11 protein-coding genes are annotated in these 13,546 nt (G+C 51.7%); 9 read left to right on the top strand and 2 right to left on the bottom strand.

Features of this window, described 5'->3' with window-relative positions; all coding sequences use genetic code 11:
• Positions 1-53: 53 nt before the first annotated feature.
• Positions 54-1,871 (bottom strand): hypothetical protein, encoded by a 1,818-nt coding sequence (locus Q4G72_RS09485; RefSeq protein WP_303311178.1) that lies wholly within the window; start codon positions 1,869-1,871, stop codon positions 54-56.
• A gap of 227 nt (positions 1,872-2,098) precedes the next feature.
• Here Q4G72_RS09485 and pseB point away from each other — a divergent pair, with 227 nt between their 5' ends.
• The gene (pseB, locus tag Q4G72_RS09480) at positions 2,099-3,124 is read left to right on the top strand and encodes a UDP-N-acetylglucosamine 4,6-dehydratase (inverting) (protein WP_303311177.1); all 1,026 of its coding nucleotides are present in this window, start codon (positions 2,099-2,101) and stop codon (positions 3,122-3,124) included.
• 58 nt (positions 3,125-3,182) lie between these two features.
• Here pseB and Q4G72_RS09475 read toward each other — a convergent pair whose 3' ends face one another.
• Entirely contained in the window at positions 3,183-5,297 is a 2,115-nt protein-coding gene (locus tag Q4G72_RS09475) for a T9SS type B sorting domain-containing protein (protein ID WP_303311176.1), read from the bottom strand.
• 150 nt (positions 5,298-5,447) lie between these two features.
• Between Q4G72_RS09475 and pseC the strand changes: the two genes are divergently transcribed.
• From pseC to Q4G72_RS09435, 8 genes are read left to right on the top strand one after another with little or no spacing between them, the layout of a single operon-like run.
• Complete coding sequence (gene pseC, locus Q4G72_RS09470) at positions 5,448-6,611, top strand: UDP-4-amino-4,6-dideoxy-N-acetyl-beta-L-altrosamine transaminase (protein ID WP_303311175.1); 1,164 nt, start codon at positions 5,448-5,450, stop codon at positions 6,609-6,611.
• Positions 6,612-6,625: 14 nt separating this feature from the next.
• Entirely contained in the window at positions 6,626-7,282 is a 657-nt protein-coding gene (locus Q4G72_RS09465; RefSeq protein WP_303311174.1) for a pseudaminic acid biosynthesis-associated methylase, read from the top strand.
• The gene (locus tag Q4G72_RS09460; RefSeq protein ID WP_303311173.1) at positions 7,282-8,007 is read left to right on the top strand and encodes a cytidylyltransferase domain-containing protein; all 726 of its coding nucleotides are present in this window, start codon (positions 7,282-7,284) and stop codon (positions 8,005-8,007) included. Before Q4G72_RS09465 ends, Q4G72_RS09460 begins: the two co-directional genes overlap by 1 nt.
• Complete coding sequence (gene pseG / locus Q4G72_RS09455) at positions 8,004-9,494, top strand: UDP-2,4-diacetamido-2,4,6-trideoxy-beta-L-altropyranose hydrolase (protein WP_303311172.1); 1,491 nt, start codon at positions 8,004-8,006, stop codon at positions 9,492-9,494. Before Q4G72_RS09460 ends, pseG begins: the two co-directional genes overlap by 4 nt.
• A gap of 6 nt (positions 9,495-9,500) precedes the next feature.
• Entirely contained in the window at positions 9,501-10,553 is a 1,053-nt protein-coding gene (gene pseI, locus Q4G72_RS09450) for a pseudaminic acid synthase (protein ID WP_303311171.1), read from the top strand.
• A gap of 37 nt (positions 10,554-10,590) precedes the next feature.
• Entirely contained in the window at positions 10,591-11,538 is a 948-nt protein-coding gene (locus Q4G72_RS09445; RefSeq protein WP_303311170.1) for an acyltransferase, read from the top strand.
• The gene (locus Q4G72_RS09440) at positions 11,525-12,229 is read left to right on the top strand and encodes a PIG-L deacetylase family protein (RefSeq protein WP_303311169.1); all 705 of its coding nucleotides are present in this window, start codon (positions 11,525-11,527) and stop codon (positions 12,227-12,229) included. Before Q4G72_RS09445 ends, Q4G72_RS09440 begins: the two co-directional genes overlap by 14 nt.
• 26 nt (positions 12,230-12,255) lie before the next feature.
• Positions 12,256-13,545: a glycosyltransferase family protein gene (locus Q4G72_RS09435; protein WP_303311168.1), complete on the top strand. Its 1,290-nt coding sequence runs from the start codon at positions 12,256-12,258 to the stop codon at positions 13,543-13,545.
• The last annotated feature ends 1 nt before the right edge of the window (position 13,546 follow it).

The raw sequence follows: 13,546 nt of genomic DNA, 5'->3' as shown, positions 1-13,546 counted from the left end.
ATTGGGTGGTAGAATAGTTTTTTTGAGCATTCTGTTGAGCAGACAGACTTGTGCTAAAGCTTCTGCCACAAGCCACGCAATTTGGCGGGCACCAAACTTACGGCCCGCGCTTTTAGATCTACCCAGCTAGAGTGCTCCAACTGGCGGCCGTGCCATTGGCCAATGGCCTCTGCCACGCGTTGGGCCAGTGTGCGGTAGTGCTGGCGCTGGTAGTGGCGTAGGTTGTTGGTGACATCGGCAGGTGTGTGCACAAAATCCCGGACGTCGAGCACAAAACAATTATAGGCCTGAGCTGCAAAATCAGCCAAGGCCTGATTCATTAGTACGTGGCGCGCTTTGGCGCCTGTTTCACCCGAGCCAGGCACTTCTATTTCGGCGCCGTTGAGAAAGAAAATGGGTACGTGCGCTGGCACTTGGGCCCGCAGCCAGCGCAGGTTGGCCGTAAAACCCTCGGGGCTGAGCTGACCTTCGAAGGTGAATTCCTGCTGGAAACGCTGTAAGAACGCTTCGTCCATTCCCCGGAAACGACGTTTGGCAAACTTTGCCGCCTGGGTGGCCCGGTCAGCTGCAATTAAGTTGTTGTAGCCGCCGAAAGGAATTAGGTGACCGGTTGACTTTTCGCGGTATAAATCCTGGGTGTAGTCCATCAGGGGGCTATACACCAGCACGTCATAGGCTTCGTTCCAGAGTTTGGTCTGGAAAGCTTCTTCGCCTAGAAACGGGAGACTAGCGGCCAGGCGCTTATGCTCCGTTTCGGGCCATTCGCGGCCACCTTTTAGCAGGGCGGTATGTTCTACGTGAACCGGAATCTGATTCTCATTCACGTAGTTGAACTCCTCTTCTACTGCCAGATCAAAAGCCTGCAAAAACGGGGTGAGCTGCCCCAGGTCGCAGCCGCCTTTCAGTAAGACGCGCAGCTTCTTGGTTACCGCATTTTCTGAACTAAGTGGGGTGGCGGCAGATTCGTCGGCTTCCAGGGTTATCCAGTCGGGCCGGTCGGTTTGGTTGAGTTCGGTGGCTACTTCGCCCTGCACTTCCAGTTGGGGGAAGCCCAAAGATGCGTATGTGAACTGCTCTACACCCAAATGCAGGATGCGGCAGGAAAATACCAGTTGCTCCAGTGTATAGTCAGACAGATTCAGACAGTACACGCCTACAAGGCCGTAGTCGCCGAAACGGTCCTGCACGCACACGGTGCCCCAGCGGCGGTTGGCATCCTGAAAACTGGCTTGCAACTCCTCTTTTTTGACGCGACGCTTGGTAAAATTGAGCTGGTTGGAGCGGTTAATTAACTCCTCAATCCGGTCGAGGTCCGGCAGAACGGCCTCGCCTTTCCGGAAATGGATGCGCACCTGCGAATCGCGCAGAAAAGCCAGATTATCCTGATAAGTAGAGCGGGCTTGCTGCTGGCGCTCCAGCAATTTGTATTGCTCCAGGCGTGAGAGGCCGGGGTCGGGTTTGCCGCTGGCGCGTAGCAGCGGGGCCAGCGTGGCCAGGTCGGCGGGGTCGGCTACCTGCAGTTCGGGATTATAAAACTGCGCTTCGGCCCGATTAATGGGGTTATCATCGAGAAACAGCGCGTTGGGGGCCCGAAGTTGCATCTGCTCCAGTAGCCGCTTGATAATAGGGCCTTTGGGTTGCCAGCTGATTTGCGGAAACACGAACATGTCGCGAATACCCAGCTCGATGAGTTTCGCTTCCGCTGCTGCGAAGTCATTTTTGGAAACGATAGTATGCACGATGCCCCGGGCCACCGTATCCCGCACTAGGTCCAGGTTTTCTTCTAAGGCTTCAATGGCCCCTTCAGAAAGGGTGCCGCGCCAGAACGTATCGTCCAGATCCCAGATAACGACTTTGACGGGTTCGGGCATACAAAAAGCAGATTGCAGTAGAAACAGATAACCGACGGGCATTCTGCGCTGGCGAAAGTTCTATCCTGATCGGAAAACCTCCCAAAAGGAGAACTTCAAACAGCGTCAGTCCCTTTACAAACGCCGGACGATAAGTCCGGCGCACAAAAGTACGCAAGCTCGTCCCGGAATGCCTACTTTTGCCCTCCTTACCCGGCCGGCCCGTTTGCCGGCCTTGTTTTCCTCGCATGGCCCTCGACCTCAATCATAAATCCATTCTGGTAACCGGTGGCACCGGTTCTTTTGGCAAGCAGTTTGTTCGCACGGTACTGGAAAAGTACCCGCAGGTGAAACGCCTAGTGATTTACTCGCGCGACGAGCTGAAGCAGTTCGAAATGTCCCAGACATTCTCGCACGCCCAATACCCCGCTATTCGCTATTTCATTGGTGATGTGCGCGACGCGGAGCGCATGAAGCGTGCCTGCGAAGGCATCGACATTATTGTGCACGCAGCAGCCCTGAAGCAGGTACCGGCCGCCGAGTACAACCCGATGGAGTGCATCAAGACCAATATCTTCGGCGCCGAAAACGTCATCAATGCCGCGCTGGACTGCGGTGTGCAGGAAGTGGTAGCACTCAGTACCGATAAAGCCGCCGCGCCTATCAACCTCTACGGTGCCACAAAGCTCTGCTCGGACAAGCTCTTTGTGGCCGCCAACAACATGAAAGGCGCACGTGACTTGCGCTTTTCGGTAGTGCGTTACGGCAACGTAATAGGCTCCCGTGGCTCGGTAGTACCGTTTTTCCTGCAGCGCCGCAAGGACGGAGTTTTGCCTATTACGCACCCGGACATGACGCGCTTCAACATCTCTCTGGAGGAAGGTGTGGATTTGGTGCTGTATGCGCTGGAGCACTCCTGGGGCGGCGAGATTTTCGTACCCAAGATTCCTTCCTATAAAATCACGGACGTAGCGGAAGCCATTGGGCCGAAGTGCAAGCAGGAAATTGTAGGCATCCGCCCCGGCGAGAAGCTGCACGAGGAAATGATTACGGAAACCGATGCCTTAAGCACGGTGGAGCTGGACCGTTATTACGTCATCCTGCCTGCTACTCCGCAGTGGGATACCGAGAAGTTTATCTCCCATTTCGGCGGCAAGCCCGTACCGCTTGGCTTCCACTACAATTCCGCCAACAACGACCATTGGCTGTCGGTGGAGGAAATCCGGGAGGAAATCCGGCTGCACGTGGATGAAGAATTCACGCATGACTGCTAGGCATAAAATAGATGAGCGGCTCTTGAGAAGCCGCTCATCTATTTTATGCCTAGCTAGTTTACCGGACAACTTCTACCCAACCCCGGTACTGTTTGCCGGAGATATGCGTGAGTAAGTAGTAGTACACACCATTAGCTTCGCCTGTAGCCCCCCACTGGTTATCATAATTTTTGGCTTGATATATCCGGCGCCCCCAGCGGTTATAGATTTCAACCTGCCATTGTTCAGAAGTTAGCCCTTTTAACACGAAGGTGTCATTCTGATTATCCCCATTTGGTGTAATGATGTTTGGAATGATAAATGGGCAGTTTGCCTCCCGCACTACAATTTCATCCTGCCCAGAGCAGCCACTGGGAGAAGTTGCTGTTACAGTATAAGTACCCGCTACAGATACTAATAAAGTACTTCCTGTTGTACCATCCTGCCAGCGAAATGTAGTGCCCGTGGGTTGAGCACTAGTACGTAGTAACACCGGTTTTGCCAGGCAAGCAACCGTATCAGCTCCAAGTTTTACTACAGGCACTGGTACCACTTCAACAACTACCGAGGTAGTGGCAGAGCAGCCTTCAAGAGAAGTAACTGCTACAGAATAGGTCCCTGCCTGCTTCACCACAAACGATGCAGCAGCTGAACCATCCTGCCAGCGGTAAGTTGAGCCTGCTGGCTGAGCATTAGTAGTCAGCGTTAATTGGCTTCCTTGGCAGAGTTTCTGAGTAGCAGGCCCTATGGTAACAGTTGGTAAGGAATTCACTGTTACCTGTTGGGTTACGGTGATAGGCTCCTGAATATCGGGTAAGGTTACGCTGAGCGTAACAGAATAAGTCCCAGCTTTGCTATAGGCATGTGTTGCCGTTTGCCCACTCCCTGTATTAGTTGAACCTGCCCCAGTATCACCAAAATTCCAAGTGATTACTGCATCAGGCACGTTGGGTGTTACGGATGCGGTAAAGTTGGTAGTTGCTCCTACACAGACGGCTGGCGCCAAGAAGTTAACCGTTGGCAGAGGATGGATGAAAGCATTCGGAAAGTTTGGCAAGCCATTCTGAGCCAGCCGCCCAAGCAGAGGCACTGCGTTCTGACGGTAGTCACAATTAGATCCTAAGGCATTAGGAGAGTTAATAACATGAAGTGCCTGGTCATTAAGTACAGAGACATAAATCTTATCATCAGGTCCTCTTAGCAGGGCACCTGTAAAAGCATTAGTATATGCGATAGTCCGCAACGAGCTATTAATAGCCTCTGTTGATCCAGCCAACAGGTTAAACTGCATGATTGCCCTATTGGTACCTGCACCACAATACAACCGAGAGTTATCAGGGGAGAACTCCACACCATAGCTTGAACCAGAATAGGCAGTAAGCGGCTGATAGTTAAAAACTGTACCAGTAGATTTATTGAAGCTATATAATTCAAAGCCTGTATCCCGTTGAGCCAAGGCCAGACGACTGCCGTCTGGAGATATGCGCATATAGCCAACAGCATTTGCTGCTCCGAAAAAGCTTCCGCCGCCCTGGTGTGTAGGCCCAATGTTACTGGTAACAGGTGTGGTACTCACACCACTGGGAGACAATAGAAAACTGTAAAAACTATTGTTCTGCCAACCATGCACCACAATCCAATAGTCCCGACCATTGCTATGCAAGGCTGCCGTCAGCTTTTCAGTCACTTTACCCGTTTGGGTTGGGGTTGGCAACCGGACAGCTTTCGTGGCCGTGACATCTCCCAGCCCCCCACGCAGACTCATGTCTACAATAGAATAGCGGAGACCTCCTACTAGATTATTATCAATGGCGTCTACCACAAAAATGTAGTACAGGGTGGTGCTGCCTGGCTTCTTCAGCATCATAGCAACCTGAGAGGCCGAAGTGTGCCCGCCCAAACCGCTGCCATTCGGCATGAGTTGATGCTTTGCATCCCATACCTGCTCGCCGTTGCTATACATCAGCAACTGGCCGGCAGGAGTCGAAACAGAAGCGCAGCCTTCGTAAGAAGTGAGCACCCCATTCGTCTGCGCAATTGGCACCCCAGAAATAAATTTTACGCCAGCCTGGTTGCCGAAGTACCAATTTGTCTTTTCTCCTTGGGTAACAAGCTGTGCGAATAATGCTCTAGGGAAAACTGAAAATAGCAGCAGGGAAATAAAAAACGAGTAATAAGAGTATCTTTTTTTCATTCAATCAGGATTGACAATCAGCTTATTAAAATGGAGTTACAAGCAAGATGTAAGCATATTCAGGTTCTGCAAAAATAGTATCTAAATTGCTTGTTACGCCTGATTTAAGAACTTTACATCTTCGCTGTTGGGTATAGTGCCACTTTGTTTATGAATACTCCAATTCCGTATGGCCGTCAGCATATTACAGATGCTGATATTGAGGCCGTAGCAAAAACTTTGCGCTCAGATTTTCTCACGCAAGGCCCTAAAGTGGCAGAGTTTGAGCAGAAGTTTGCCACCTATACTGGCGCCCGATATGCAGTGGCAGTATCTAATGGAACGGCGGCCTTACACCTATGCGCTTTGGCTCTTGGCGTACAACACGGCCAACGAGTAATTACTACCCCCATTACGTTTGCGGCATCAGCCAACTGTGTTCTTTACTGTGGTGGTGAAGTTCATTTTGCTGACATAGATCCTGCAACCGGACTCATCGATTTAGGTGCCGTCCGTCGGCTGTTGGAAAGTTTTCCAAAGGGCCACTTTCATGGTATAATTCCGGTCGATTTTGCCGGTTTAGCAGTTGATTTAGAAGCCGCCCGGAAACTGGCTGATGAATTTGGCCTATGGATTATTGAGGATGCCTGCCATGCACCTGGTGGTTTCTTTATTGATTCTAAAGGGCAGCAGCAGCATTGTGGCAATAGCCAGTTTGCAGATCTAGCCATCTTCAGCTTCCATCCTGTCAAGCATATTGCTACCGGCGAAGGTGGGATGATCACCACCAACCGGGAAGATCTGTATCAGGAACTGCTCAAACTGCGCACCCATGGTATCACGAAAGATCCTGCCCAACTGCAACGTAACGAAGGCGGCTGGTACTATGAGATGCAGGAGCTAGGCTATAATTACCGAATGCCCGATATGCTCACCGCACTGGGCATTAGTCAGTTGGAACGCGCCGACTCGGGTCTGGCACGCCGCCGCGAACTTGCTGCCGTCTACGACGCTGCTTTTACTGCCTTGCCAGGCTTGCAGGTACTCACTCCTGAAGCAAAAGGCCATGCTTACCACCTCTATATCATTCAGGTAGCCGACCGTAAAGGCCTGTACGACTTCCTACGCACCAAACAGATTTTTGCGCAGGTGCATTACATACCGGTGCACACTATGCCCTTTTACCAGGGGCTGGGCTGGAAATCCGGCGACTTCCCGCAAGCAGAACAGTATTATGCGCACTGCCTGAGCATTCCCATGTTCCCCAGTCTAACCGATGAGGAGCAGCAGTACGTGGTTGAATGCGTGCGGGAGTTTGTGACCACTTCTAACTAGTAAAGACCAATTTAATGTCCGTATCGACACGACAAGAAGAGTTCTGGGCCGGCGACTTCGGCCGCGCTTATACTGACCGTAATTCGCGCCCAGTGGCAGAATGGAACGAGTTTTATCGTACCACTTGGGGACTAACTAAAACAGAAATGAACGCCGCTTTCCTGGGGCATCTTTCTCCGGAAAGCCGCATTCTGGAAGTAGGCTGCAATACAGGTATGCAGTTGACGGGCCTACAACAGGCTGGTTTTCAAAACCTCTACGGCGTGGAGCTGCAGCCGTATGCAGTAGAGCGAGCCAAGGAATTTACCCAGCATGTGAACATCGTGCAAGGCAGTGGCTTTGACCTCCCCTTCAAAGACAACTTCTTTGACGTAGTGTGCACCAATGGCGTGCTGATTCACATTGCTCCCGCCGATTTGCCCCGGATAATGAGCGAGATGGTGCGTTGTTCGCGGCGGTATATCTGGGGATTTGAGTACTTCAGCCCGGAGATTACCACTGTACCCTATCGCGGCAATGAAGGTTTTTTGTGGAAGGCTGATTACGCCAAGCTTTTCCTGGCTCAGTTTCCGGAGCTGCGTCTGGTAAAACAAGAGTTTTATCCGTACCAGACTGCCGCGGAGAAAGGAAACGTGGACAGCATGTACCTCCTAGAAAAAGTAAGTCGCTAATGCTCCGGGTAGGCGTGATTTCGCAGGCGCGCATGACCAGTACACGCCTGCCAGGCAAGGTATTGATGCCAGTAGGCGGGCTTCCGTTGCTGCATTATCACATCGTGCGCCTGCGCGAGAGTAAGCTGCCGCTCTATTTAGCAACGACCATCAACGCCACGGATGACCCATTGGCGGCATTTGCCGAAGCCTATGCTCTACCCTGCACCCGCGGCGACGAACAAGATGTGCTGGGGCGTTATTACCAATGCGCTACTGAGCATAAGTTGGACATCATTGTGCGTGTCACTTCGGATTGTCCGTTGCTGGATGGCAAGCTTATTTCGGAAGCAGTAAACGAGTATCAACGTCTTGCTGATCCCCGGCTATACCTTTCTAATGCCCTTTCGCGCACATTTCCCCGGGGCTTTGATTTTGAGGTCTTTTCGCGGGAGTTGCTCACCGAGGCATTTCACGCGGCTACTTTAGCCAGCGACCGGGAGCATGTCACTCCCTATATACACCAAAACCGATCTGGGCGCGTCCATTTCCGCCACATTACCCGCACGCCTGACCGCAGTTCGTACCGCTTAACGGTTGATACAGCAGAGGATTTTCTACTGGTCAAAACGCTGATTGAGCAATACGATGCCCATCGGCTTACGGCGGATGAATTGATAGACCTCTTAGATGCTCACCCGGAATTGGTGGCCATCAATGCCCACATCGAGCAAAAGAAAGTGTGACGAACTCTCTACTTCCACGCGTCGTTTTTCGGGCCAATGGCAATTCCCAAATTGGCCTGGGTCATGTCGTGCGTTGCCTGGCGCTGGCAGATATGCTCCAGTCCGATTTCACTTGTGTTTTTGCAATTCAGGAGCCAGATGAGCAGGTAGAGAAGCAAATCAGCAAGGGTTGCGCTGAAGTCTGGCTGGTTCCCTCCTTTAGCAATCTACAGGAGGAAGCGGAGTGGCTCCTTCAGCAGCTACGACCCACTGATATTGTAGTGCTGGATGGCTACCATTTCACCCCAGCGTATGCCTATTCACTTTGGTCTCGCCCGCAACCCGTGGTCAACATTGATGATCTTCTTGCTCAGGATCAGTGGTCGGATGTAGTTATCAATCAGGCCGGCGGCATCAAACCCGGCACTTATCAGACCGTACCGGGAGCAGAACTCTGCCTGGGTCCTGCCTACGCGTTATTACGCCGTCCGTTTCAGTTCGCCGCGCAAAAAGCCGCTTCAATACCTGATGTGCAACAGGTATTCCTGAATATGGGCGGCGCTGACCCGCATAACCATACGCTGACCTTGCTGCATCAGCTCCGGCAGCGTTTTCCTGGTAAAGCCATTGAAGTTGTAACCGGCGCGGCTTATCCCCATCAAGCAGATCTGGAGCAGCAGATTCAGGACCTAAAGCACGTCACCCTGCATCATAATATTCCGGCCGAAAAACTAGCTGCGCTCCTGCACCGGTGTGGAATTCATGTTTGCCCACCGAGTGGTATGGCATATGAGTGTTGTGCAGTAGGTGGCCTGCTTTTTCTACACCCCATTGCCGATAACCAGCGGTATCTGCTGGCTTATCTAACGGAGGCAAAACTCGCTCTTCCCTATTCCGAACTGGCCCATGTGCCAGAAGCAGAACTCTTGCCGCTGGCACAGAGTATGACTCAGCGCCAACGTCAGGTATTTGATGGGGCTGCTGGCTCTCGCTTTCGGAAAGTATTTGAGGCTTTGTATGGCTCATACCAACTCACCATTCGGCACGCTCAATCCTCGGACGCCGCCCAATATTTTACTTGGGCCAACGACCCGGCAGTTCGCCGCAATGCCATCCACACGGCTCCTATTGAGTGGGATGTGCACGTGCGTTGGTTTTCGCGGCGTGTAGCAGCTACCGATTCATTTCTGTATATTTTTGAACAGGTTGATCAAGCGGTAGGTCAAGTGCGCATCGACTTCGAAGAGAGTGTAGGCACCATTGATTACTCCGTGGCAGCGGCTTATCGAGGACAAGGTATGGGCCTAGCTATCCTCCGCCGGGCACTGGGCCTACTGCGGCGAGAGAAGCAAGGCGCCTGGACATTATTGGGGCAGGTAAAGTCCGATAACCTTGCTTCCTGCCGCGTTTTTCAGCGGTTAGGTTTTATCCAGCAGCCCACGATTCGGCAGCACGACGAAAATTATGAAGTCTTTCGGCTGGAGGTAGCTTCCGTCAATATTCCCTGAGTTACTATGCAGAATATCATTTTAGGTAACCACCAGATTGGTGCCGCCCACCCCCCGTTCATTATTGCTGAAATGTCAGGCAACCATGGCCAGTCTCTGGAAAAAGCCCTGGCAATTGTAGATGCCGCGGCCGATGCCGGCTGTCAGGGCCTGAAAATCCAGACCAGCACCCCGGATATGCTGACGCTTGACAGCCGGGAGCCGGACTTCATTGTGCGTGGTGCCAACGATGATTGGGAAGGCCAGTCACTGTATGAGCTTTATACAACCAATCATACGCCTTTTGAGTGGCACGCCCCGATCTTCGCCCGTGCCGCCGAGCGGGGTATGGTAGGCTTCAGTTCCCCTTTTTCAGTAGAGGCTGTTGATTTTCTGGAAACATTAAGCTGCCCGGCTTACAAGATTGCCTCGTTTGAAAACAACTGGCCCGACCTGATTCGGCGGGCGGCGCGTACAGGTAAGCCCGTTATCATTTCTACCGGCATGGCTAATCTGGCCGACCTGGAACGTATGGTCCGCATTGTGCGCGAGGAAGAAGGCAATGAGCAATTAGTGCTGCTGAAATGCACCAGCACATACCCCGCGCTACCGCACAACACCAACTTGCAGACTATACCACACCTCCGGGCTATGTTCGGCTGCCACATAGGGCTTTCTGACCATACTATGGGCACCGGTGTGAGTGTAGCCGCCACAGTACTCGGTGCTACGGTTATTGAAAAGCACCTTACCATCCGGCGTGCTGATGGCGGACCTGACTCCTCCTTCTCCATGGAGCCAGACGAAATGCAACGACTGGTACTGGAATGTCGGCAGGCCCAACAAGCGCTGGGTACGGTGTTCTATGGCCCCACGGCAGCGGAGAAAAAGTCGTTAGGTTTCCGCCGCTCCATTTACGTGGTACAGGACTTAGAAGCCGGTGATTTACTGAGCAAAGAGAATATCCGTGTTATCCGCCCCGGACACGGCCTAGCGCCGCATCATCTACCCGAAGTACTAGGGCGCCCCGTACGCAGTGCCATTCGCCGTGGTACTGCCTTAACTTGGGATGCGCTCTAGCATCCAGCAACGACACTGATTTACTACCTTCACGGCTATGGAAATCCGGAAATTCGAGAACGGGAGTTACATTATTGCCGATCATCTAACCATTGGCCGCAACTTTCGAATTGGACCTAATACCACTATTCGGGCTACTTCCTGCATCATTGGCGACGATGTAACGTTGGGTGCTAACAATGCTTTCCTGGTTGGCCAAAAGCTAACTATTGGCAATCTGACCATTTTCGGCAATGCGAATAACCTCACGGCGCGTACCATTCACATTGGCGAGTATGTGTACTGGGATTCGAATGTAGTGGTAGGGCACGGCGGCAAATTCAGTGAAGATGCTCACTTGCGGGTTGGTTCCTATTCCATGATTTGTGCTCGTATTACGCTCAATGTTAATCATGCCATTAGCATTGGGGAATACGTAGGTATTGGGGAAGATGTAGCGGTGTGGACACATGGCTCTTATTTGCCCATTCTGGAAGGATTCCCGGCAGATTTTGGCCCCGTAAACATTGGCAACAAAGTTTGGCTGCCGGCTAAATCTACAGTACTGCCTAACCGTCGCATCGGCAACAATGTGGTTATAGGCACCAACTCCCTGATCAACAAAGATTTACCTGATGGCTGCCTGGCGGGGGGCATTCCGGTCAAAATTCTCCGGGAGAATTTCTATCCCTGCCACGACTCGGCCCGCGACGAGCAATTAGTTCAGCGCATCATCCATGATTATGAGCAACTGGCGGTATATAAGCAGTTGAACGTACAAATTTCGTATCAACCAGCTACGCATGAGTTGCGGTGTAATGAGGTGGTTTTCCACCTCGACACCATGTTAACGCAGGGTGTGTTTACCGCCGTTGAGGAAGACTTTCGGGATTTCCTGCGCCGCCGGGGCATTAAGTTCTACACCGGTCAGCCTTTTTCTTCCATTCTACCGGAAGAATACCGCCGACTGCTAGCCGTTTCCCCTGATTCTGATGGAGTGGAGTAATAAAAAGATTTTGGTGGTGGTTGCCCACCCGGATGATGAACTGTTAGGCCTAGGTGCTACAATTCATCGTCTGGTTAAGCAGCAAGGCTGCGTAGCCCGAGCGGTTATTTTGGGCGAGGGCATTACTTCTCGATCCACAGTGCGTGACCCGGAGAAGTGGGCAGTTGAGTTGGCCGTTCACCGTGGTAACATTCAACGGGCCGCCGAAGCCATTGGCTACACCTCCACCGGCATCTACGACTTTGCTGATAACCGTTTCGACTCCGTTGATTTGTTGGATCTTGTGAAAGTAGTGGAACAGGAAAAGGAAGAATTTCAGCCCGACATCATCTTTACCCACCACGGCGGCGACACTAATATAGACCACCGACGCACCTTTGAAGCGGTAGTTACCGGCACCCGCCCTTTGCCGGGTGAGCCTATGCGCACAATTATTGCCTGCGAAACGCCATCCTCTACAGAGTGGCAGGCGGCTAATTTCCCCAATCCATTTCTACCCAATTTTTTTCTGGCGGTTTCAGAGGAAGATGTGGCCGCTAAAATTGTGGGCATGGAAGCTTATGAATTTGAAAAAAGGGCGTACCCACACCCTCGCTCCCCCGAAGCGTTGCGGATTCAGGCTCAGCGCTGGGGGGTTGTTATTGGGCAACCATTTGCCGAGGCCTTTATGCTAATTCGGCATATTGGATAACCGTTGGGGGCCATCTAGCTCAAGCCATGATTCAACAGTTGACCGAGCGTTTTCGGAATATTCTTTATGCCCGGTTAACCGACCACTTTGCCTCGTTTCCCCAGCATCTATTAGCAAAAATATCCCCTCCTAACCCGTTCTGGCGCTTAATTAAAGTTCTGGGATATACGGGCGTACGATTGGTTGGCAACCTGTTTCAGCCTATCATTAATCGGGAGAAATTGCAGGGAGCAGTCTGGTTGTATGTGGTGAGCCAGAACAATTATGAATCGTTACAATTTGTACGGGAGGCCCGGCCCGATAGTGTGTTCGTAGCGGGCCAAAGCAAAACTATTGGACGTTATAACAAAGCAGTGAATCGTCTTTCCCTGCGTAGAAAGCTATTTTACTACTGGCAGTTTCCATTAGTACTATTTGGGTTGTATAAAGCGGAAGGGAAGCGTGCCTGGCGGTATTTTGATTTGATTTATAATGCTATTGGATATTACGAAGTATACATGCGGTCATTGCGTCATTATCGACCTAGGGCCGTGATTTTCGCTAATGACCATAATGACGACACCCGGGCTCTACTCCTAGCAGCCCGTGCTTGCGGCGTGCCAACAGCTTACATTCAGCATGCCAGCGTCAGCATAAATTTTCCACCGCTTAGTTTCGATTTGAGCTTACTGGAAGGACAGGATGCGCTGGATAAATACCAACAGTGCGGCCCTGTTCATGGCCAGGTAGAATTGGTGGGGATGCCCAAAGCCGATGCTTTTTTATCCCAACGCAACGTTAACCCGACCGTGCAACGCGTAGGAATTGCCTGTAACGCGCATGATTCTTTGGAGATGTTGCACGCTGTTGTACAGCATGTGAGCCGGGTTTTCCCCAAACTTATTCTGACTTTTCGTCCTCATCCCAGCGACCTGCGAGACTTCCGTTTTCTAACGAACGACCTTCCAGCGTTGCTGTTTTCAAATGCGCAGCAGCAAAACGTATTTGAATTTCTCCTTCAGCAAGATGCCTTGATTGCGGCAGATACCAGCACGCATCTGGAAGCTACCTTATTAAATGTGGCCAGCATCTATTTCCGATTTGGTAATCAGACCATTGCTGACGACTATTATGGATATGTAGCCCATGGACTCGTTGCGCGGGCTGCTACTTTGCAAGATTTGGAAGCGCAGTTACAACACTTAAGTCAGCACAAACCGGCAGACCTTTATCGTCGGGCGGCTTACTACAATGCGACCTTAGGTACTTCCGACGAAGGACATAGCCAGGAGCGGGCCCTGCGGCTTTTGGCGGGTTGGTTGGAAAATGTAGCTTGAC

Origin of the sequence: Hymenobacter sp. BT730, assembly GCF_030542105.1 — a bacterium.
Taxonomy (GTDB): domain Bacteria; phylum Bacteroidota; class Bacteroidia; order Cytophagales; family Hymenobacteraceae; genus Hymenobacter.
This window is presented reverse-complemented; position numbering and strand designations above follow the sequence as displayed.